The 21,359-nt window shown below is 66.9% G+C and carries 19 protein-coding genes; 9 read left to right on the top strand and 10 right to left on the bottom strand.

Going from position 1 to position 21,359, the window contains the following annotated elements; all coding sequences use genetic code 11:
- Positions 1–18: 18 nt before the first annotated feature.
- Genes hslU through hslV form a run of 3 tightly spaced genes read right to left on the bottom strand, consistent with a single transcriptional unit; the run spans position 19 to position 2,537 of the window.
- Entirely contained in the window at positions 19–1,323 is a 1,305-nt protein-coding gene (gene hslU, locus QX124_RS25000) for an ATP-dependent protease ATPase subunit HslU (protein ID WP_315740425.1), read from the bottom strand.
- 50 nt (positions 1,324–1,373) lie between these two features.
- Positions 1,374–1,973 carry a DUF2585 domain-containing protein gene (locus tag QX124_RS24995; RefSeq protein WP_315740426.1) on the bottom strand — a complete coding sequence of 200 codons (600 nt, stop codon included), beginning with the start codon at positions 1,971–1,973 and terminating at the stop codon, positions 1,374–1,376.
- Between the two features lie 3 nt (positions 1,974–1,976).
- Positions 1,977–2,537, bottom strand: coding sequence for an ATP-dependent protease subunit HslV (gene hslV, locus QX124_RS24990; RefSeq protein WP_315740427.1), 561 nt, complete (start codon positions 2,535–2,537; stop codon positions 1,977–1,979).
- 194 nt (positions 2,538–2,731) lie between these two features.
- Between hslV and hisB the strand changes: the two genes are divergently transcribed.
- The 7 genes from hisB (at position 2,732) to coaA (ending at position 7,497) form a co-directional block, all read left to right on the top strand.
- The gene (gene hisB / locus QX124_RS24985; RefSeq protein WP_315740428.1) at positions 2,732–3,325 is read left to right on the top strand and encodes an imidazoleglycerol-phosphate dehydratase HisB; all 594 of its coding nucleotides are present in this window, start codon (positions 2,732–2,734) and stop codon (positions 3,323–3,325) included.
- Positions 3,326–3,350: 25 nt separating this feature from the next.
- Positions 3,351–3,875 carry a DUF2628 domain-containing protein gene (locus tag QX124_RS24980; protein ID WP_315740429.1) on the top strand — a complete coding sequence of 175 codons (525 nt, stop codon included), beginning with the start codon at positions 3,351–3,353 and terminating at the stop codon, positions 3,873–3,875.
- The gene (gene hisH / locus QX124_RS24975; RefSeq protein ID WP_315740430.1) at positions 3,872–4,522 is read left to right on the top strand and encodes an imidazole glycerol phosphate synthase subunit HisH; all 651 of its coding nucleotides are present in this window, start codon (positions 3,872–3,874) and stop codon (positions 4,520–4,522) included. The genes QX124_RS24980 and hisH overlap by 4 nt, the downstream gene beginning before the upstream one ends.
- Before the next feature lie 60 nt (positions 4,523–4,582).
- Positions 4,583–5,317: a 1-(5-phosphoribosyl)-5-[(5-phosphoribosylamino)methylideneamino]imidazole-4-carboxamide isomerase gene (gene hisA, locus QX124_RS24970; RefSeq protein WP_315740431.1), complete on the top strand. Its 735-nt coding sequence runs from the start codon at positions 4,583–4,585 to the stop codon at positions 5,315–5,317.
- 11 nt (positions 5,318–5,328) lie between these two features.
- Positions 5,329–6,105: an imidazole glycerol phosphate synthase subunit HisF gene (gene hisF / locus QX124_RS24965; protein ID WP_315798572.1), complete on the top strand. Its 777-nt coding sequence runs from the start codon at positions 5,329–5,331 to the stop codon at positions 6,103–6,105.
- Between the two features lie 78 nt (positions 6,106–6,183).
- Positions 6,184–6,507: a phosphoribosyl-ATP diphosphatase gene (locus QX124_RS24960; protein WP_257167618.1), complete on the top strand. Its 324-nt coding sequence runs from the start codon at positions 6,184–6,186 to the stop codon at positions 6,505–6,507.
- A gap of 33 nt (positions 6,508–6,540) precedes the next feature.
- Entirely contained in the window at positions 6,541–7,497 is a 957-nt protein-coding gene (gene coaA / locus QX124_RS24955) for a type I pantothenate kinase (protein ID WP_315740433.1), read from the top strand.
- 48 nt (positions 7,498–7,545) lie between these two features.
- On the opposite strand, the gene QX124_RS24950 is transcribed toward coaA, so the two are convergent.
- From QX124_RS24950 to QX124_RS24940, 3 genes are all read right to left on the bottom strand, one after another.
- On the bottom strand, positions 7,546–9,783 hold the full coding sequence (locus QX124_RS24950; protein WP_315798571.1) for a PAS domain-containing hybrid sensor histidine kinase/response regulator: 2,238 nt from the start codon (positions 9,781–9,783) through the stop codon (positions 7,546–7,548).
- Between the two features lie 127 nt (positions 9,784–9,910).
- Positions 9,911–10,138 (bottom strand): hypothetical protein, encoded by a 228-nt coding sequence (locus QX124_RS24945; RefSeq protein ID WP_315798570.1) that lies wholly within the window; start codon positions 10,136–10,138, stop codon positions 9,911–9,913.
- A 102-nt stretch (positions 10,139–10,240) separates the two neighbouring features.
- Positions 10,241–11,779 (bottom strand): YifB family Mg chelatase-like AAA ATPase, encoded by a 1,539-nt coding sequence (locus tag QX124_RS24940; RefSeq protein WP_315785025.1) that lies wholly within the window; start codon positions 11,777–11,779, stop codon positions 10,241–10,243.
- Between the two features lie 229 nt (positions 11,780–12,008).
- On the opposite strand from QX124_RS24940, the gene QX124_RS24935 reads away from it, so the two are divergent.
- Positions 12,009–13,079: a DUF2336 domain-containing protein gene (locus QX124_RS24935; protein ID WP_315798569.1), complete on the top strand. Its 1,071-nt coding sequence runs from the start codon at positions 12,009–12,011 to the stop codon at positions 13,077–13,079.
- Between the two features lie 19 nt (positions 13,080–13,098).
- Here QX124_RS24935 and QX124_RS24930 read toward each other — a convergent pair whose 3' ends face one another.
- The 4 genes from QX124_RS24930 to QX124_RS24915 form a co-directional block, all read right to left on the bottom strand.
- Complete coding sequence (locus QX124_RS24930) at positions 13,099–13,932, bottom strand: outer membrane lipoprotein carrier protein LolA (protein WP_409997748.1); 834 nt, start codon at positions 13,930–13,932, stop codon at positions 13,099–13,101.
- A 123-nt stretch (positions 13,933–14,055) separates the two neighbouring features.
- Positions 14,056–16,530 (bottom strand): DNA translocase FtsK, encoded by a 2,475-nt coding sequence (locus QX124_RS24925; protein ID WP_315798568.1) that lies wholly within the window; start codon positions 16,528–16,530, stop codon positions 14,056–14,058.
- 11 nt (positions 16,531–16,541) lie between these two features.
- Positions 16,542–17,756 carry an aminotransferase class I/II-fold pyridoxal phosphate-dependent enzyme gene (locus QX124_RS24920; RefSeq protein ID WP_315798567.1) on the bottom strand — a complete coding sequence of 405 codons (1,215 nt, stop codon included), beginning with the start codon at positions 17,754–17,756 and terminating at the stop codon, positions 16,542–16,544.
- Positions 17,757–18,401: 645 nt separating this feature from the next.
- Positions 18,402–18,590, bottom strand: a complete 189-nt coding sequence (locus tag QX124_RS24915; protein WP_315716967.1) for a hypothetical protein — start codon at positions 18,588–18,590, stop codon at positions 18,402–18,404.
- Here QX124_RS24915 and bamA point away from each other — a divergent pair.
- Positions 18,541–21,042 (top strand): outer membrane protein assembly factor BamA, encoded by a 2,502-nt coding sequence (gene bamA / locus QX124_RS24910; protein WP_315798566.1) that lies wholly within the window; start codon positions 18,541–18,543, stop codon positions 21,040–21,042. The two genes, QX124_RS24915 and bamA, sit on opposite strands and share 50 nt — an antisense overlap.
- Positions 21,043–21,359: the final 317 nt, after the last annotated feature.

Genomic DNA, 21,359 nt, shown 5'->3' with positions numbered 1-21,359 from the left:
GACCCATACGGGTAGCCGCTACAAAATGAACCGGCTGAGATCAGTGTTCTTGGCGAGATCGCCAATGTGCTGCTGCACGAAGGCGGCGTCGACCCGCATGGTCTCGCCGCTGCGGTCGGAGGCCGTGAAGGAGATGTCGTCGAGGACGCGCTCCATCACGGTCTGCAGCCGACGCGCGCCGATGTTCTCGACCGTGGAGTTGACCGCGACCGCGATGTCGGCGAGCGCGTCGATCGCATCGTCGGTGATGTCGAGCGTCACGCCCTCGGTCTTCATCAGCGCGACATATTGCTTGATCAGCGACGCCTCCGGCTCGGTCAGGATGCGGCGCATGTCGTCGCGCGTCAGCGCCTGCAGCTCGACGCGGATCGGCAGCCGGCCCTGCAACTCCGGCAAGAGGTCCGATGGCTTGGCGATGTGGAACGCGCCCGACGCGATGAACAGGATGTGATCGGTCTTGACCGCGCCATGCTTGGTCGAGACCGTGGTGCCCTCGATCAGCGGCAGCAGGTCGCGCTGCACGCCCTCGCGGGACACGTCGCCGCCTGCGCGGTTCTCGCGCACACAGATCTTGTCGATCTCGTCGAGGAACACGATGCCGTTGTTCTCGACCACGCTGATCGCCTCCTGCACCAGCTGGTCGCTGTCGAGCAGCTTGTCGGACTCTTCCGCGATCAGGATGTCGTGCGAGGCTTCGACCGTGACGCGCCGCGTCTTGGTGCGGCCGCCGAGTTTGCCGAAGATGTCGCCGATGGAGATCGCGCCCATCTGCGCCCCCGGCATGCCCGGGATCTCGAACATCGGAAGGCCGCCGCCGGACGACTGCGTCTCGATCTCGATCTCCTTGTCGTTCAGCTCGCCGGCGCGCAGCTTGCGGCGGAACGAGTCGCGGGTGGCGGCGCTGGAGCTGGCGCCGACCAGCGCATCGAGCACGCGCTCCTCGGCGGCAAGCTGGGCCCGGGCGGCGACGTCCTTGCGCTTGCGCTCGCGCACCTGGACGATCGCGACCTCGACGAGATCGCGGATGATCTGCTCGACGTCGCGGCCGACATAGCCGACCTCGGTGAACTTGGTCGCCTCGACCTTCAGGAACGGCGCGCCCGCGAGCTTGGCCAGCCGCCGCGCGATCTCGGTCTTGCCGACGCCGGTCGGCCCGATCATCAGGATGTTCTTCGGCAGCACCTCCTCGCGCAGGCCTGCATCGAGCTGCAACCGGCGCCAGCGGTTGCGCAACGCAATGGACACCGCCCGCTTGGCGTCGGCCTGGCCGACGATGTAGCGGTCGAGTTCGGAGACGATTTCGCGGGGTGAAAAGTCTGTCATGAGGCTCTAGCTAGGGTCGGACGGGGATGAGGGCAAGCCGGATTCCGCCGTCACAGGAGCGGCGGTCCGGCCTGCCACTGCCGGATCGCCTCGGTTGGATAGATCAGCATCAAGATGTTCAGGGTCAGGTTGTCACGGATGTGCAGGCCCACCCCGATCTCGAGCGCGACTGCAATCACGACGGTCAGCCAGACCGGCAGCACCCGCGCCAGCAGGAAGCCGGTCATCATCGCCAGCGTATCGCCGACGGAGTTCACGATGCTGTCGCCGAAATAGTCCAGCGAGATCGTGGCGGCACGATAGCGCTCGATGATGAAGCTGGAGTTCTCGACCAGCTCCCAGGCGCCCTCGATCAGCATCGCCAGGATCAGCCGCCCCTGCCAGGGCAGCCGCGGCACCACCAGCGTGGTCAGCGCATAGAACAAGAAGCCGTGAATGATGTGGGAGAACGTGTACCAGTCGGTGAGATGCTGGGAGTTCTCCGAGCTCTGCACCACGCCATGCCACAGCTTGACGGTGCCGCAGGCGCAGATCGGCAGCCGGCCCATCGCGAACAACAGTGCGGCCTGCAGCGAAAGCAGACAGAGCACCGGGATGAGCCAGGGTCCGGACGACTGCCGGGACGGGGCGCCGATCTCGTCCGCGGTCATGGTCTACTCGGCCGACAATGCTTCGATGGTGATGTTGCGGTTGGTGTAGACGCAGATGTCGGCGGCGATGTCGAGCGAGCGGCGGACGATGCTCTCGGCGTCCTTGTCGGTGTCGATCAGCGCACGCGCAGCCGCAAGCGCATAGTTGCCGCCGGAGCCGATCGCCATCACGCCGGACTCCGGTTCCAGCACGTCGCCCGTCCCGGTCAGCACCAGCGAGACGTCCTTGTCGGCGACGATCATCATGGCTTCGAGCCGCCGCAGGTAGCGGTCGGTGCGCCAGTCCTTGGCGAGTTCGACCGCCGCCCGGGTCAGCTGCCCCGGATACTGCTCCAGCTTGCTCTCCAGCCGCTCGAACAGGGTGAAGGCGTCGGCGGTGGCCCCGGCGAAGCCGCCGATGACGTCGCCCTTGCCGAGCTTGCGCACCTTCTTGGCATTGGACTTGATCACGGTCTGGCCGATCGAGACCTGGCCGTCGCCACCGATCACCACCCTGCCCCCCTTGCGGACGGTCAGAATCGTGGTGCCGTGCCAGACGGTGGGCTCGTTCGAGGATGCGTGCATTGGGGATCCCTGGTTCATGCCCTGATTTAGGCGCTCAGGCGTCGGGATACAATTACCGGGTCCCTGCCTGCCCGACCCGGTCTTGAAATCCGCTCACCATGGCCCGAGATCAGGCGTACGGGGCGCTATCCCGCAGTAGCTAAGCCGACATCCGCCTGATAAAAGAGCCGCGTTTTCAAGGGAAAGCTGACCCCATGCGTAGCGCGACCATCAAGCGCAAGACCAAAGAGACCGACATCGAGGTGTCCGTGAACCTCGACGGCACCGGCGTCGTGAACATCGCGACCGGTATCGGCTTCTTCGATCACATGCTGGATCTGCTTGCCCGGCATTCCCGCATCGACATGACGGTCAAGGCGGTCGGCGACCTGCATATCGACTTTCACCACACCACCGAGGATGTCGGCATCGCGCTCGGCCAAGCGGTGCGGCAGGCGCTCGGCGACATGGCCGGCATCACCCGCTATGCCTCGATCCACATGCCGATGGACGAGACCTTGACGCGCGTCGTGATCGACGTGTCGGGCCGGCCGATGCTGGTGTTCCGCACGACCTTCGCGCGCGACAAGATCGGCGAGTTCGACACAGAGCTGGTGCGCGAGTGGTTCAATGCGTTTGCCATGAACGCCGGCATCACCTTGCACGTCGAGACGCTGTACGGCGAGAACGCCCATCATATCGCCGAATCCTGCTTCAAGGGTCTGGCGCGGGCGCTGCGGACAGCGCTTTCGATCGATCCGCGCAATCAGGGCGAAGTGCCATCCACCAAGGGTCAGCTCGGCGGCTGACCTCCCCGTCCAAGGGATTATCGACATGCCCGTCTATACGGTTCACGCTCCCCTGGCCGCCGGGGTCGATCTGCGTTCGACCGATCGCTTCGTCTTCATCCGCGACGGCTTCCATTTCTGGGCCGCGGTGCTCGGCGCCGTCTGGCTGGCCTGGCATCGCCTCTGGCTTGCGATGCTCGTCTGGGCCGTGCTGATGATCGCGCTCGACGTGATCCTGGTGCGCGTCGGCGTCAACGGCGGTGCGATTGCCGGCATCGATCTGTTGTTCGCGATCCTGCTCGGGCTCGAAGCCTCCAGCCTGAAGCGCTGGAGCTACTCGCGCGGCAATTGGCGCCAGCTCGACGTCGTCGTCGCCGATGATCTCGATGCCGCCGAGCGCCGCTTCTTCGAGCGCTGGGCCGCCCGGCGCAGCACGCTCGGCTACGACAATCATACCGTCGATCGCGGCGCGGCGCCGCCGACGCGCGACAACGGCAATGGGCTGCACCCGCCGCCGCTGCCGCACGCCAGCATCATTGGCTTGTTTCCCGAACCCGGAGGTGGACGATGAGTGTTGCAATCATCGATTACGGCTCCGGCAATCTGCATTCCGCCGCCAAGGCGTTCGAGCGCGCCGCGCGCGGCATGGCGGATCCGCAGAAGGTCGTCGTCACGCGCGATCCCGACACCGTGTATCGCGCCGACCGCATCGTGCTGCCCGGCGTCGGCGCCTTCGCCGATTGCCGCCGCGGCCTCGACTCCGTCAACGGCATGCTGGAGGCGATGACCGAAGCCGTCCGCCACAAGGCGCGGCCGTTCTTCGGCATCTGCGTCGGCATGCAATTGATGGCAACGCGCGGCAAGGAGCATGTCACCACCGATGGCTTCGACTGGATCGCCGGCGACGTCGAGAAGATCGCGCCTCGTGACGAGAGCCTGAAAATCCCGCACATGGGCTGGAACACGCTCGACCTGGTGCAGGAGCATCCGGTCCTGGAGCGGCTGCCGCTCGGGCCGAAGGGCTTGCACGCCTATTTCGTGCACTCCTATCACTTGAATGCGGTCAACGAGAACGATGTGCTGGCGCGCGCCGATTACGGCGGTCCGATCACGGCGATCGTCGGCAAGGACACCGCGATCGGCACCCAATTCCATCCCGAGAAGAGCCAGCGTTTCGGTCTCGCCCTCATTTCCAACTTCCTGAAATGGAAGCCGTGAGCGCTTCCGTCCTGTTCGCCGCAAGAGGCGGACAGGGCGCGCTCTTGAAAGACAACTGATATGATCCTGTTTCCCGCCATCGATCTGAAGAACGGCCAGTGCGTGCGCCTGGAGCAGGGCGACATGGCGCGCGCCACCGTGTTCAACCTCGATCCCGCCGCGCAGGCCAAGAGCTTCGCCGACCAGGGCTTTGAATATCTCCACGTCGTCGACCTCGACGGCGCCTTCGCCGGCAAGCCGATGAACGCGCAAGCCGTCGAGGCGATGCTGGAGGTCGTCAAGATGCCGGTGCAGCTCGGCGGCGGCATTCGCGATCTCAAGACGGTCGAGGCCTGGCTCGGCAAGGGCATCGCCCGCGTCATCATCGGCACCGCCGCGGTGCGCGATCCCGAGCTGGTGAAGACCGCAGCCAAAGCCTTTCCCGGCCGCGTCGCCGTCGGCCTCGATGCCCGCGACGGCAAGGTCGCGGTCGAAGGCTGGGCGGAGACGTCCGAGGTCACCGCGCTCGACATCGCCAAACGCTTCGAGGACGCCGGCGTCGCCGCGATCATCTTCACCGACATCGCCCGCGACGGCCTGCTCAAGGGCCTCAACCTCGACGCCACGATCGCGCTCGGCGACGCCATCTCGATTCCCGTGATCGCCTCCGGCGGCCTTGCCTCGATCGAGGACGTCAGGGCGATGCTGACACCGCGTGCGAAAAAGCTCGAAGGCGCCATCGCTGGCCGCGCGCTCTATGACGGCCGGCTCGACCCGGCAGAGGCGCTGGCGCTGATCCGCGCCGCGCGCGCGTAGGAGAGAACAGGATGTTCAAAGTCCGTGTCATTCCCTGCCTCGACGTCAAGGACGGACGGGTCGTCAAGGGTGTCAACTTCGTCAATCTGCGCGACGCCGGCGATCCGGTCGAGGCCGCGATCGCCTATGACGCCGCCGGCGCCGACGAGCTCTGCTTCCTCGACATCACCGCCACCCATGAGAACCGCGGCATCATGCTGGACGTCGTCCGGCGCACCGCGGAGGCCTGCTTCATGCCGGTCACGGTTGGCGGCGGCGTGCGCACCATCGACGACATCAAGACCCTGCTGCGCTCCGGCGCCGACAAGGTCTCGATCAATTCGGCCGCGGTGAGCAGGCGGGAATTCGTCAAGGAGGCGGCCGAGAAATTCGGCGAGCAGTGCATCGTGGTCGCGATCGACGCCAAGTCCGTGTCGCGGCCTGGCGGCGGCAGCCGCTGGGAGATCTTCACCCATGGCGGACGCAAATCGACCGGCATCGACGCGCTGGAATACGCCCAGGAGGTGGTCGCGCTCGGTGCCGGCGAGATCCTGCTGACGTCGATGGACCGCGACGGAACGCGCCAGGGCTTTGACCTGCCGCTGATCCGGGCGGTCGCCGACAGCGTGCCGGTGCCGGTGATCGCCTCCGGCGGAGTCGGCAATCTCGACCATCTGGTCGACGGCATCCGCGAGGGCCGCGCGACTGCGGTTCTGGCCGCCTCGATCTTCCATTTCGGGGAATTTACCATCCGGCAGGCCAAGGAGCACATGGCGCGCCAGGGCCTGCCGATGCGGCTCGATCCCTGACGACATTGCGCCGCAAAAATGGTAGATGAACGCTGGTCCGGCCGCCGTGGTTCGGGCAGGCGTTCCGAGTGCCGGCTGATGTCCCGTTTCACGCTTCACGATCTCGCTGCCATCATCGACGCGCGCGCCGCGGCGGGCGGCGAGGCGTCGTATACGCGCAAGCTGCTCGACAAGGGCCCGGCGCAATGCGCCAAGAAGATGGGCGAGGAGGCGGTCGAGACGGTCATCGCCGCTGTTGGCACCGACCGCGAGCATCTGATCTCCGAAAGCGCCGATCTGCTGTTTCATCTGTTGGTGTTGTTGAAGTCGCGCGACGTCCGGCTCGAGGAGGTCGAGGCGGCGCTCGGCAAGCGCACCGGTCAGTCGGGGCTGGAAGAAAAGGCGTCGCGCAAGACGGAGTAGGGCGCGTCGGCCGGGGAAACAAAGGGCAGCGTCATGGATATGCGCACCACCGAACAACAATATAATCCGTACCGCGTCTTCACCCGCGAACAATGGGCCGAGCTGCGCAACGACACGCCGATGACCTTGGAGCCCGGCGAGTTCTCCAAGCTGCGGTCGATGCACGATCGCCTCGATCTCAAGGAGGTCGAGGACATCTATCTGCCGTTGTCGCGACTGCTGTCGATGTATGTCGACGCGGCGCAGCGGCTGTACTACGCGCAGCGCCAGTTCCTCGGCATCCGCGACCGCAAGATGCCCTACATCATCGGCGTTGCCGGCTCGGTGTCGGTCGGCAAGTCCACCACCGCGCGCGTGCTGCAGGCCTTGCTGGCGCGCTGGTCGCCGCGGCCGAAGGTCGATCTCATCACCACCGACGGTTTCCTCTATCCGAACGCGGTCCTGGAGCGGCAGGGCCTGATGCAGAAGAAGGGCTTTCCGGAAAGCTACGACCTGCCGCGGCTGCTGGGCTTCCTCTCCGACATCAAGGCCGGCCGGCATCAGGTGCGCGCGCCGGTCTACTCGCATCTCACCTACGACATCGTCCCCCATCAGTGGGTCGAGATCGACCAGCCGGACATCCTCATCGTCGAAGGCGTCAACGTGCTGCAGACCGGGCCGCTGCCGCGCGACGGCAAGGCCGTGCCGGTCGTCTCCGACTTCTTCGACTTCTCGGTTTATATCGATGCCGACGAGGCGATCCTGCGCAAATGGTACGTCAAGCGCTTCCTGTCGCTGCGCGACACGGCGTTCCATGATCCCCGGTCCTACTTCAACCGCTACGCGCTGCTGTCGGACGAGGAGGCCATCGCCACTGCGATCGCCATCTGGGAGCGCACCAACCTGGCCAATCTCGAGGACAACATCCTGCCGACAAGGCCGCGCGCGACGCTGATCCTGAAGAAGGGCGCGGACCACGAGGTCGAGACGGTGGCGCTCAGGCGGTTGTGAGCGTGGCCCGCGAGCGTAGCGCTGAACTGATCCGCTCCAACTAATTACTTACGCCGCCACCTGTCGCGCCGCCGCCAGATTCGCCAGCGCCTCGTCCAGCTTGTCGCGATCGATCGGCTTGACCAGGAAGCCATCCATGCCGGCCTCGAAGCAGGCGTAGCGGTCCTCGACCAGGGCATTGGCCGTGAGCGCCAGGATCGGCGTGCGCCGGCCCGGCTCGCTGGCCTCGATGGCGCGGATGCGCTTGACGGCGGCAATGCCGTCGAGCTTCGGCATCTGCACATCCATCAGGATCAGATCATAGGGCGCGCCGGCCGAGCGCGCCGCGAGCCAGGAGTCCAGCGCGGCTTCGCCATGCACGGCGATGTCGGCGTGGTGGCCGAGCTTGGTCAGCAGCGAGCGCATCAGCAGCGCGTTGATGTCGTTGTCCTCGGCGACGAGGATGGACAGGCTCCCGCCGGCCTGAACCGCAATCGGCGGCGCGATCGGGATCGGATCGTCAGCGAGCGCCGGGACCGTTCCATCGGTGTCAAAGCTCACGCGCGCGGCGAGCGAGGCGGCCCGCAGCGGCTTGACCAGATAGCCGTTGAACGGCGCCGCTGGTGTCAGCTCGTGGCGGCTCGCCGGCGTGACCAGCACGATCAGCCGTGTCGTGTGATGTTGCGCGGCCCCGCCCAGACGGAGCGACGCGTCGCTGCCGATGGCGTCGTCGACCAGCACGGCGTGCCAAGCGCGTTCGGGCAGCAGGGCTTCCGCCACCTCGGCCTCGGCGACCAGGCAGGTCTGCGCGCCCCAGTTCTGCAGGCGCCGTTCGATCAGCTCGGCCTGCAGCCCGGCCGGCGCGACCAGCATGATCGACTGTCCCGCGAGGTCGGGGCCACGGAAACTGTTCTGCTCGCCGCGCTCCAGCGCCGGCGGCAGCGGCACCGACACCTCGAAGGTCGAGCCGGCGCCGAGCCGGCTCTGCAGCGCGATGCGGCCGCCCATGCGCTTGACGATCCGGTCCGAGATCGCCAGGCCAAGGCCGGTGCCGCCGAAGCTGCGCGCCACGCTGTCATCGGCCTGCTCGAATTCGCGGAAGATGCGCTCCTGGGCGTCGGCTGCGATGCCGATGCCGGTATCGCGCACCTGGAAGCTGATCTCGTTCGGCCAGATCCCGGGCTCGGCGATCAGCGCGACGCCGCCCGAAGCCGTGAACTTGATGGCGTTGCCGGCGAGGTTGAGCAGCACCTGGCGCAGCCGCGCGGCGTCGCCGGTCACCCAGGTCGGCAGCCGCTCGTCGAGATAGGCCGCGATCTCCAATTGCTTGGCCTGCGCCCGCGGCGCCAGCAGCTCGGTGATCTCCTCGATCAGCGTCGCCAGCGAGAATGGCTGCGCCTCCAGCGCCAGCTTGCCGGCCTCGATCTTGGAATAGTCGAGCAGCTCGTCGATCAGCGACATCAAGGCTTCACCCGAGGTGCGAACCGCCTTGGCGTAGGTGATCTGCTCCGGCGTCAGCGGAGTCTCGAGCAGCAGCCCGCTCATGCCGAGGATGCCGTTCAGCGGCGTGCGGATCTCGTGGCTCGCCATTGCCAGGAACCGCGACTTGGCGCGGTTCGCGGCATTGGCCTGGTCGCGCGCCTCCGCCAGCGCGCGCTCGGTCTCGGTGCGGTCGGTGACGTCGCGGCCGACACATTGCAGCACGGCGGGCTGGCCGGCGTCGGAACGCACCAGTGCCTCGCGCCACGCGATCCAGCGCGGCCCGATCGCGCTCTCGATGCGCTGGTCGTGGACGCGCGTGCCGTTCGGCTCCAGCGCGCTGTCGCCCTGCTCGATCAGCTCGAAGGTGAACGCGCTGCCGAGCAGGTTGTCGCGGTCGAGGCCCGCCATCCGGCAATAGGCGTCGTTGACGAAGATGATGGTGCCGTCGCGCGCGCGCATGACGATGAGGTCGCCCTGCTGCTCGAACAGATTGCGGGCGCGCTGCTCGGCTTCCTGCAGCTCCCAGTTCCGGTCCGCCAGCACCTCGTTGTGGAGCGCAATCGTGTGCATCTTCCTGGCGACGAAGCGCAGCCGCATGCTGAGCGTGGCCATGCCGACGCAGGCGAGCGCGAACAGGAAGCTGGCTCCGATCGCGAACGTGTGCGGGTTATAGCCGGAGTTGTCGGAGATGCTGGCCTTGATGAAGCCGTACGCGCCGCCGAAGCCGGCGGAGAAGATCATCAGCGAGCGCAGGATCGCGAAGATGGTGCGATGACGGCGCATGAACCGGCGCAGGCGCAGCCTGACGTGAAAAATCGGTCCCATCTCGATCACCCCCGACGATTTCGATCCCAATGTCATGGCCGGCCCGCACCATGCGGCGTCGGTATTGCTGAGACTTTGAAAGGTCGTGCACGCGCGATTCTGCCGTGCAGAGATGGTGAACCGGGCGTTAGCCCGGCTCACAGAACCGGATCGGTCGGTGATGAGGCGTGGTTGCGCGCGCGGGGTCATCGGTGAAGTCGACATGGAGATCGGCGTGAAAGGGCGCGGAGCCGAGCGAGACGCTGTCGGCACCGACGGCAATGCAGGGCTGCGGGGAGGGCACCAATTCGAGTCTGGCGATGACCGCGGCCGCGATCAGCGGCACGGCCGAGACGAGGACCTTGAAACGCAACATGATACGCACCGACGCGGAAGGCCTGATGACGGAACGCGGGCCCTATGGTTGTCGGAGCGTAAAGAGAAGTCGTTACCAGAGTGTTGAGGGGACGGGGCGCCTTTACGCCGCATGGCGATTGTCCTCCGCCAGCGCGCGATACGACAGCGCCTCGGCCAGATGCAGCCGGCCGATCGCCTCGGCGTGGTCGAGATCGGCGAGCGTCCGCGCCACGCGCAGCACGCGGTGATAGCCGCGGGCGGACAGCCGCATCGTCTCGGCGGCTTCGCGCAGCAGCTTCTGGCCGGGCGCATCGAGCCTGGCGATCTCGTCGAGCACGGCGGCCGGCGCCTCGGCGTTGGTACGGATGTGCGGCAGGCCGGCTTTGGCGTAGCGGGCGCGCTGCAGGTCGCGCGCGGCCGCGACGCGGGCCGCGACCTCGGCCGAGCCTTCCTTGGACGGCGGCAGGATCAGGTCGGCGGCGGTGACCGCGGGCACCTCGATGCGCAGGTCGATGCGGTCCATCAACGGGCCGGAGATGCGCATCTGATAGTCGGCGGTGCAGCGGTCGATGCGGCCGCGCTTGCAGGCATAGCCGGGCTCGAAGGCGTTGCCGCAACGGCACGGATTCATCGCCGCGACCAGCATGAAGCGGGCAGGGTAGGTGACGCGATGGTTGGCGCGGGAGATCGAGACCTCGCCATTCTCCAGCGGCTGGCGCAGCGAATCCAGCACGCGCGGATCGAACTCCGGCAGCTCGTCGAGGAACAGCACGCCCTGATGCGCCAGCGAGATCTCGCCGGGGCGGGCGCGCAGGCCGCCGCCGGTCAGCGCCGCCATGCTGGCGGAATGATGCGGGCTGCGGAACGGTCGCCGTGACGTCAGCGCGCCGCCCTCGATCTCGCCGGCGACCGAGGCGATCATCGAGACTTCCAGCAGCTCCGCCGGCGACAGCGGCGGCAGGATCGAGGGCAGCCGCGCCGCCAGCATCGACTTGCCGGCGCCGGGCGAGCCGATCATCAGCAGATGATGCCCGCCGGCAGCGGCGATCTCGAGCGCGCGCTTGCCGCTCTCCTGGCCCTTGATGTCGCGCAGGTCGAGCAGGCTTGCGGGTGCCTCCTGGATCTTCGGCTGCGGCCGCGACAGCACCTGCGTGCCCTTGAAATGGTTGGCGATCTGGATCAGCGAGCTCGCCGCGATGATCTGCAAGTCCGGGCTCGCCCATGCCGCCTCGGCGCCGCAGGCGGCCGGGCAGATCAATCCTTCCTCGCGCGCATTGGCGCCGATGGCCGCCGGCAGCACGCCGGCGACTGGCGCGATCGAGCCGTCGAGGCCGAGCTCGCCCAGCACGGTGAAGCCGCCGAGCGCATCCGGCGGAATGGCGCCGATCGCGGCCATCAGCCCCAGCGCGATCGGCAGGTCGTAATGGCTGCCTTCCTTCGGCACGTCGGCCGGCGCCAGGTTGACGGTGATCCGCCGCGCCGGGAGCGCCAGGCCCGAGGCGATCAGCGCCGAGCGCACCCGCTCGCGCGCTTCCGACACCGCCTTGTCCGGCAGGCCGACGATCGCGAACGCCGGCAGACCGGGCGCGACCTGGACCTGCACGTCGACCGCGCGGGCCTCGATCCCCTCGAAGGCGACGGTGGAAACGCGCTGGACCATGATGCCCCTCCCAGCGACTAAGCTAGCGGAAGCAGGGATTGTTCGCAAGAACAATACAGGAACACGGTCGTTGCCACGCTCTGTTGCAGTCCATTAACGACAGCCGCGCGGGTTGCAGCTCCGTCCGCCGGGCTTAACGCCCCTTTAGTCCGGCCTTCGCATTCTTCCTCAATTGATGATCGACCCGCGCCTCTGTCATAGCCAAGAGGCGCCCAACGAGGGACGTGCGATGCCTCCAGCGCCTGCGGCAGCTCCGACCGCCAAGACGCCCGCCGGTGATGCGCGGACGGTGTCCGAGCTCGCCACCGACTTGCTGCGCCGGACCACCAGCTTGTTCCTGGCCGGTCCGCGGCCCGCATCGGACGAGCAGCTCGATCTCTACGACCAGATGTTCGCTCGGCTGATGCCGCAGGTCGCGACCGAGCTGCTGGCCGAGCTGAGCATGGCGCTCGCCGGCGTCGAGCGTGCGCCTTACGCCACCGCGCGGCTGCTCGCCGTTCACCCCGAATTGCGCGTCGCCGGGCCGATGCTGGCCAAGGCGGCGGTGCTGACCGAGCGCGACCTCGCTGAGTTCATCCGCACCGGCAGCCCGGCGCATCTCGTCGCGCTCGCCAGCCGCAGGGGCATTGGCGACAGCCTCACGACGCAGCTGATCGCACGCGGCTTTCCGGCGGTGCGCATGGCGCTGGCACAGAACCTCTCCGCCCGGCTGTCCGAGGATGGCTATCGCAGCCTGTTCAAGATCGCCGAGCGCGACGAGGATCTCGCCGAAAAGCTCGCGCTGCGCACAGATCTGCCGGCCAAGCTGTCGCGGGCCTTCGTCGCCGCGGCGAGCGAGGGCGCCCGCGCCCGCTTCATCAAGGCCGCACCGCCGGCGACCCGCGCCACCCTGCAGGCGACGCCGACCCGCTCGCCCGGCGCGGCAATGCGCGCGATCTGGGATTATCAGCAGGTCAAGGCCGAGGTTGCCGCCCTCAGCCGCACCGGCAAGCTCGGCGACTCCGCCGTCAACCGCTTCTGCGCCACCGGCGATTTCCCTGCCGTGATCGCAGCGCTGGCGCTGCTCTGCGTCGTCACCATCGAGACGATCGAAGCGCTGCTGGAGGAGGATCGTCTCACGGATCTGCTGCTGGCCTGCAAGGCGGCGCGGTTGAGCTGGGCGACGACGTCGATGATCCTGCGCGGCCGGCCCGGCTGCGACGCGCTTCCGGCCGATGACCTCGAGGAGGCGCGCAAGCGCTTCGAGAAGCTTGCACTGTCCGAAGCGCAATGGAAGGTGCGCGGGCTCGAATCGCGCTGAGCGAGCGCGAGAGGCGGCGTCAGCCCGGCGGCGTGCTCGGATAGGCCGTGAAGTCGATCTTGAACATCGCCGGATCGAGCTTCTTGGTCGTATCGAGATTGTAGACGGCAATCGTGGTGTCGTAGCCCTGCGGATCGGTCACGGTCCACTGCTTGAGCTGGCCATCCTTGACGCCGAGCATCAGCATCAGCCGGCTGGTGCCGATCAGCGCCTGCTTCTCCTCGATCGTGATCGTGACGTAGAGGTCGTCGGCCGCAACCGCGATCACGTTGGTGTCCTTGAGCAGGTCGATGCGGTCCGACAGCAGATAGCGCAGCGGCGTCTGCGACAGCGGATAGACGTCCTGGGTCGCGAGCTTGCGGTCGCGCACGACCAGCGAGGAGCCGTCGGCGATGATGTCGATCGGCGTCGGCGGTTCGTATTCGAAGCGGACCTTGCCCGGCTTCTGGATGTAGAAATCGCCCTTGGTCTTGCTGCCGTCCGGGCCGACCTGGACGAAGTTCCCGACCAGCGTCTGCAGCGACGACAGATAGGCGCTGACCTTGGCCGCCTGCGCCTTCTGGTTGGCGTCGAACGAGGTGAAGATGCTGGCCGGCACGTTGCGCCGGGGATCGGGAATGATCGGGTTGGGCGGGGCGGACTGGGTGGTCGAAGGGCTCTGGCCCGAGCGCTGCTGGTCGGAGGCGCTGAGCTGGGAGCCGCTCTTCGGGCCTGATTTCGGAGCCGGCGTGCCCTGCGCGGCGGCGTGACCGGACGCACCGGCGACAGAGCATGTCGTCACGGCGCAGGCGACCAGCCAGGCGCAGATCCGGCGCCCGCGCGAAGCTGCGTGATACGAAAACGTGCTGTTCAACAAGGAGCTTTTCAAAACGACGTCCTGAGTTTTACGCGTTCTATCCCGGATCGGGCGGGCAGCGTGATCGTAATCGCGTGAAGATCGGGCACCGAAGCGGCGTTTCTGCGGCCATCGGGGCCGTCAGAATCCGCCTTCCTCCTCGGGCACCAGGATCTCGCGCTTGCCGGCGTGGTTGGCCTGGCCGACGATGCCTTCCTGTTCCATCCGCTCCATCAGCGAAGCGGCCTTGTTATAGCCGATCTGCAGCCGGCGTTGAATGTAGCTGGTGGAGGCCTTGCGGTCGCGCTTGACCACGGCGACCGCCTGGGAGAACAGGTCGTCGCCACCGCCGCCGCCCATGCCGGTGGCATCGAACACGGCGCCATCCTCCTCGCTCGGCTCCTCGGCGGTGACCGCCTCGAGATATTCCGGCGAGCCCTGTGCCTTCAGATGCTTGACGACCTTCTCGACCTCCTCGTCGGAGCAGAACGGGCCGTGCACGCGGCTGATGCGGCCGCCGCCGGCCATGTAGAGCATGTCGCCCTGGCCGAGCAGCTGCTCGGCGCCCATCTCGCCGAGGATGGTGCGGCTGTCGATCTTGGAGGTGACCTGGAAGGAGATGCGGGTCGGGAAGTTCGCCTTGATGGTGCCGGTGATGACGTCGACCGACGGGCGCTGCGTTGCCAGGATGACGTGCAGGCCGGCGGCGCGCGCCATCTGGGCGAGGCGCTGCACCGTGCCTTCGATGTCCTTGCCGGCGACCATCATCAGGTCGGCCATCTCGTCGACGATGATGACGATGTAGGGCAGGGGATCGAGGTCGAGCTTCTCCTCCTCGTAGATCGCCTTGCCGGTCTCCTTGTCGAAGCCGGTATGGACGGTGCGGGTCAGCTCCTCGCCCTTGGCGCGCGCTTCGCCGAGACGGGCATTGTAGCCGTCGATGTTGCGCACGCCGAGCTTGGCCATCTTCTTGTAGCGTTCCTCCATCTCGCGCACGGCCCATTTCAACGCGACGACGGCCTTCTTCGGATCGGTGACGACAGGCGTGAGGAGATGCGGAATGCCGTCATAGACCGACAATTCGAGCATCTTCGGGTCGACCATGATCAGCCGGCACTGGTCCGGCCGGAGCCGGTAGACCAGGCTCAGGATCATGGTGTTGATGGCGACCGATTTGCCCGAGCCGGTGGTGCCGGCGATCAGCATGTGCGGGGTGCGGGCGAGATCGATGATGATGGATTCGCCGCCGATGTTCTTGCCGAGGCACAGCGGCAGCTTGGCGACGCTCTCGGTGGCCTCCTTGGCGACGAGCAACTCGCGCAAATAGACCTTCTCGCGATGCGCGTTGGGCAGCTCGATGCCGATGGCATTGCGGCCGGGCACGACGGCGACGCGCGCCGACAGCGCGCTCATCGAGCGGGCGATGTCGTCGGCGAGGCCGATGACGCGCGACGATTTGATGCCCGGTGCCGGCTCCAGCTCGTACAGCGTGACGACCGGACCGGGATGCGCCTTGACGATCTCGCCGCGCACGCCGAAATCCTGCAGCACGCCTTCCAGCGCGCGCGAATTGGCCTCCAGCTCGCTCTTCGACAGCGGCTGGCGGTCGGAGGATTTCGGCGCCGCCAGCATCGAGACCGAGGGCAGGTCGTATTTGTCGTTGGACTTGCGCGCCGGCGTCTTGGCCGCGGGCTTCTTGCGGGCGCGGGGAGCGGGCTCCTCCTCCTCTTCTTCGTCCTCGCCTTCGTCGGCCTCGTCCTCGTCGCCGCCGTGCTCGTCCATCTCGGGCGCGAGCGTCGGCTTGCCCTGGCCGCGGCCCAGGCTCGGCTCCTGCCGGCTTGCGGCGGCGGCGCGCGGCTGCGGGCCTGATGACACCAGCGCGCGGTAGGCCGTGCTCAGGAACCAGACGACCTGCGCCTTCGCGCTCATGATGGCGTGGAACACCCAGCCGAGCCGGATCGCCTTGCGGTCGTCGTCGTCCTCGGGGTCGGCCAGCGGCGTGTCGTCGTCCTCATCCGCCAGCAGGCTCGGATCGGCTTCCTTCGCGCCCATGCCGCCGGCCACCAGCAGGCAGCCGATCATCGCAACCAGAAGAAGGGCGCCGAGCACCAGCCGATAGATCACACCGGGCGGCCCGAACACCACGGCCGGTGCGCGCAGCAGGGCGTCGCCGACCACGCCGCCGAGACCGGTCGGCAGCGGCCAGGCGTGCGAGCGCGGCCAGCAGCTGGCAAGTCCGGCGGCGATGACGGCGCCGAGCACCCAGGCGCCGAAGCGCAGCGCCTCGCGATCGAACGGCCGGTGCGTCATCATGCGCCAGCCGCGGATCGCGATCGGCAGGATGACCATGATGGCGCCGAGGCCGAAGATCTGCATCAGGAGATCGGCGCCGATCGCGCCGGGATAGCCGACGATGTTGCGGATCGCGCGCGAGGTGGCGTGGCTCAGGCTCGGGTCCTGCACCGACCAGGTCATCAGCGCCGCCGCGGCGATGCCGGACAGGCCGATCAGCGCGAGGCCCGCGAGCTCGCGCAGCCGCCGCACCAGCGCGTCGCGCAGCGACGTCGGCAGGTGGTTGACCAGGGGAATGACTCGTTCGATCGCCGGCATCTGCATCAGCCCCGCGATTATCCCAGGACCTCGACCAGCCGGTGCAACGCCTCACCGGTGGAGTCGGCATCGGCCACCAGCGCCAGCCGGATATAGCCGACGCCTGGATTGAAGCCGTCGGCTTGCGGCCGCGCCAGGTAGCTGCCGGGCACAACCCGCACGCCGGCGTCGCGATACAGCCGCAGCGTCACCTCCTCGTCGCCGCCGCGATCGGCGACGTCGAGCCAGACGCAAAAGCCGCCATCGGGCCGCCTGTAGCCATAACGGTTGCCGATGATCTGGTCGGCGAGGTCGAACTTGGCGCGGTACAACCGCCGGTTGTCCTCGACATGTGCCTCGTCGCCATAGGCGGCCACCGCGACGTGCTGCAGCGGCACCGGCACCTGCGGCGCCGCGACGTTGCGCAGCTCGTGGAAGGCGGCGAGGAATTTGCGGTCGCCGGCGGCGAAGCCGATGCGCATGCCCGGCACGTTGGAGCGCTTCGACAGCGATTGGAACGCGACGACGTTGGCGTAGTCGGGGCCGGCATGCTCGAGCATGCTGCCGGGCGCCTGTCGCGTGTAGATCTCCGAATAGCACTCGTCGCTGAAGATCAGAAAGCCCCAGCGGTCGGCGAGCCGGACCAGCTTGCGCATGTAGTCCGGGCTGGCCACCGAGCCTTGTGGGTTGGCGGGCGTGGCGATGTAGAAGGCGACGGTGCGCGCCAAGGTCGCCTCGTCGATCGCATCGAGATCCGGCAGGAAGCCGTTGTCGCGCGTGGTCGGCAGATAGATGGAGTCGCAGCCGGCGGTGCGGGCGCCGACGCCATACACCGGATAGAACGGGTTCGGCATCAGGATCGCGGGCCGTCCGCGGCGCGGGCCGACATGGCGGAGCGCCGCATGGGCGGCGAAGAACAGGCCCTCGCGGCTGCCGTTCAGGACGAGAACCTCGTGCTCGGGATCGATCGCGCGCGGCAGCGCGAATCGCCGCGACAGCCAGCCGGCGGCCGCCTTGCGGAACGGCTCGATGCCCTTGGCGGCCGGGTAGCGGCCGAATTCGGCGATGTGCTGGGCCAGCACCGGCCCGACGAAGCCCGGCACCGGATGCTGCGGCTCGCCGACGGCGAGCGTGATCATCGGCTTGCCCGGCTTGTAGGGGGCGAGCAGCTCGTTCAGCCGCGCAAACGGCGAGCGTTCGCTCTCCGAATGGCTGGCGCCAGCGGGCGCGGGGGATGAAGCGGTCATTGCCATACGTAAAACGCGCGCCAAACCAGTGGAAGCCGCCGATCGCCCATGAACCGGTGCCTTTGTGGTCACCATAGGTGGGGCGAGGTTAAGACGCGATTAACCATCGGCGCTGCCGCCCGTTTTGATCGGTTTTTCCGGCCCGATCCAGAGGCAATTTCGCAACAGCGGCGGACATTGTGGTGATTCGGGTGGGGCGGCGGGAACCGTAGGAGGGCAAGGCGACCGCCGAGCAGCGCATTCGCGGTCAGACCGTGGGCATGGCGCTGCCGCGACCTCGGATGGAGCCGCGGCACTACCGCCTCCGTCCATCCTACGGGCCATCGGCTCGCGCGCGAGGGAAAAGGGCGGCCCGGTGCGCCGGAATATCAATGGGAATCTACGCGCACCGGGCCTTGGCCGAACTACTTGGGGGCTTAGTTCGGATGACGATCAATTAGCACCCTCGTTTTTCCCTCGTATTGCCAACTTCCGAAGATTTGTAGAATTTGATTTCGGAAGCCACCGAATGCGGCGCGGCCGGGCCGATTGCTTAACGGAGATGTCCGTCTCAGCCGTGGCTTTCTGGTCGCAGCGCGGGAGACGCACTTATTAGCTGCTCATGCCCTCTGCCGCTCGGTTGGCCCGAGAATCTTGTCTGACCGGAAACACTCAGTCACATCCAGCATCATCAGACATTTCACGAAACGAGATCGGCGCATCGCGACCATCTTTGACGGGCATCAGCGATTCCGGTGGCGTGCCGACGAACGTCTGCGCGCCGAGGACTCTGACTTTCGAAAGAGCGTCGATGATGCGTCTGAGACTGCCGGGCGTGCTTGCCCTGATGCTGCTGGCCATGCCCGTTTCCTCGCTGCCCCGTATGGCCGCGGCGGCACCCGCCGTCGCCAGCGCGATCACCGTCGAGGGTAACAGGCGCGTCGAATCCGACACCATCCGCTCCTATTTCAAGCCGGGTCCCACCGGCACGCTCGATGCCGGCCAGGTCGACGACGGCCTCAAGGCCCTGGTCCAGACCGGCCTGTTCGCCGACGTGAAGATCGACCGGCAGGGCGGCCGGCTGATCGTGCGCGTGGTCGAGAATCCCGTGATCGGCCGCGTCGCCTTCGAGGGCAACAAGAAGGTCAAGGACGAACAGCTCACGGCGGAAGTGCAGTCGAAGCCGCGTGGCACGCTGTCCCGTCCGATGGTGCAGTCGGACGCGCAGCGCATCGCCGAGATCTATCGCCGCTCCGGCCGCTACGACGTGCGCGTCACGCCGGAGATCATCGAGCAGCCCAACAACCGCGTCGACCTCGTCTTCACCATCGAAGAGGGCGTCAAGACGGGCGTGAAGTCGATCAGCTTCGTCGGCAACAACACCTATTCCGCCGCGCGCCTGCGCGACGTCATCAAGACGCACGCAACGAACTGGCTCAGCTTCCTTGGCAACAACGACGTCTATGACCCCGATCGCGTCGAGGCCGACCGCGACCTCATCCGCCGCTTCTATCTGAAGAACGGCTACGCCGACGTTCAGGTCGTCGCGGCGCTCAGCGAATATGACCCGGACCAGAAGGGCTTCTTGGTCACGTTCCAGATCGAGGAGGGCCAGCAATACCGCGTCAGCTCGGTGCAGTTCCAGTCGAGCGTCGCGGCGCTCGACGCCAACACGCTGCGCGGCTATTCGCGCGTCAATGTCGGCGCGCTCTACAACGTCGAGCAGCTCGAGAAGTCGGTCGAGGAGATGCAGATCGAGGCCTCGCGTCGCGGCTTTGCCTTCGCCGTCGTGCGTCCGCGCGGCGACCGCAATCTGGAAGCCCACACGGTGGCGATCGTGTTCCAGGTCGACGAGGGTCCGCGCACCTATATCGAGCGCATCACCATCCGCGGCAACACCCGCACCCGCGACTACGTGATCCGGCGCGAGTTCGATCTGTCCGAGGGCGACGCCTACAACCGCGCGCTGGTCGACCGCGCCGAGCGCCGGCTGAAGAACCTCGACTTCTTCAAAGAGGTGAAGATCACGGCCGAGCCGGGCTCGTCGAGCGACCGCGTCGTCCTCGTGGTCAATCTGGAGGAGAAGTCGACCGGCGACCTCTCCGTTTCCGGCGGCTATTCGACCACCGATGGCGCGCTGGGTGAGGTCTCGGTTTCGGAGCGCAACTTCCTCGGCCGCGGTCTGTACGCCAAGGCGTCCGTGAGCTACGGCCAATACAGCAGGGGCGTCTCGCTGTCCTTCGTCGAGCCCTATCTGCTCGACAACCGGATCGCGCTCGGCCTGGATGTCTACTACAAGCAGCAGCTGGCGAACAGCTATACGAGCTATGGCGTGACGACGATCGGCTTCAGCCCGCGGCTCGGCTTCCAGTTGCGCGAAGACCTCTCGCTCCAGCTGCGATACTCGCTCTATCGCCAGGAGATATCGCTGCCGTCCTACTATAAGAACTGCAACAACAATACCGCCAACAGCCTGCTCGCCTTCAACCCGACCCCGGCGTACATCAAGAGCGTGCTCGGCGGCGTCGATCCGACCAATTCGACCAGCTCGGGCTATTATGGCTGGGGCTGCTACGGCGATGGCGAGTCGAGCCTGCCGGTCCGCAAGGAGCTGAGCGACGGCGCCGCGCTGACCTCCGCGCTCGGCTACACGCTCAGCTACAACACGCTCGACAACAACAAGAACCCGACGGATGGTCTGCTGATCGACTGGAAGCAGGATTTCGCCGGCGTCGGCGGCAACGTCAGCTACCTCAAGTCGGCGGTCGATGCGAAGTATTACTCGCCGCTGGTGGCCGACATTGTCGGCATCATCCACCTGCAGGGCGGCATGCTGAACAAGATCGGCGACAAGGATCTGCGGATGCTCGACCACTTCCAGATGGGACCAAGCCTGGTGCGCGGCTTCGCCTCGAACGGAATCGGGGCGCGCGACATCACCTATGCGAGCCTCGGCGCGACCGGCGACGCGCTCGGCGGTACCAAATATTGGGGCGCCTCGGCCGAGCTGCAGATGCCGTTCTGGTTCCTGCCGAAGGAAGTGGGCTTGAAGGGCGCCGTCTATGCCGATGCCGGTTCGCTGTGGGGCTATCAGGGCCCGACCTCCTGGGCGGCGACCGGCGAGGTCAACACCGCGACCTGCAAATGCGGCCTGCTGTACGATGACAGCAAGGTGGTGCGCTCCTCCGTCGGAGTCGGCCTGATCTGGGCCTCGCCCTTCGGCCCGCTCCGCTTCGACTACGCGGTGCCGCTGTCCAAGGGCAAATACGACACCGTCCAGGAGTTCAGATTCGGCGGCGGCACGTCGTTCTGAGTGCGGATGAAGCAGGCTTGATTGATCTGCGAGCGTTGGAATCTCGCCTTGACGCCAGCGGCGGTGCGCTCCCCTCCCCCTTGCGGGGAGGGGTCGGGGGTGGGGGTCCACGAATCATGCTCGACATGAGAGTCAAAGCCCATGCCCTGATATCGGCGATAGCGCCGCTTGCTGTTCGCCCGGCGTTCACGCCACTGAAGTCAGCGCCCGCGGACCCCCACCCCCAACCCCTCCCCGCAAGGGCTACGGGATTCCCGGTTTTATGCTTTGGGTTGCAAGTAGATAGCCTTCAAGCATTGCAGCGAGACGATCCCAGC

The organism is Bradyrhizobium sp. SZCCHNRI3043 (assembly GCF_032377735.1).
Classification (GTDB): Bacteria; Pseudomonadota; Alphaproteobacteria; order Rhizobiales; family Xanthobacteraceae; genus Bradyrhizobium.
The sequence above is the reverse complement of the archived record's forward strand: the minus strand, read 5'-3'. Positions and strand labels throughout refer to the sequence as shown.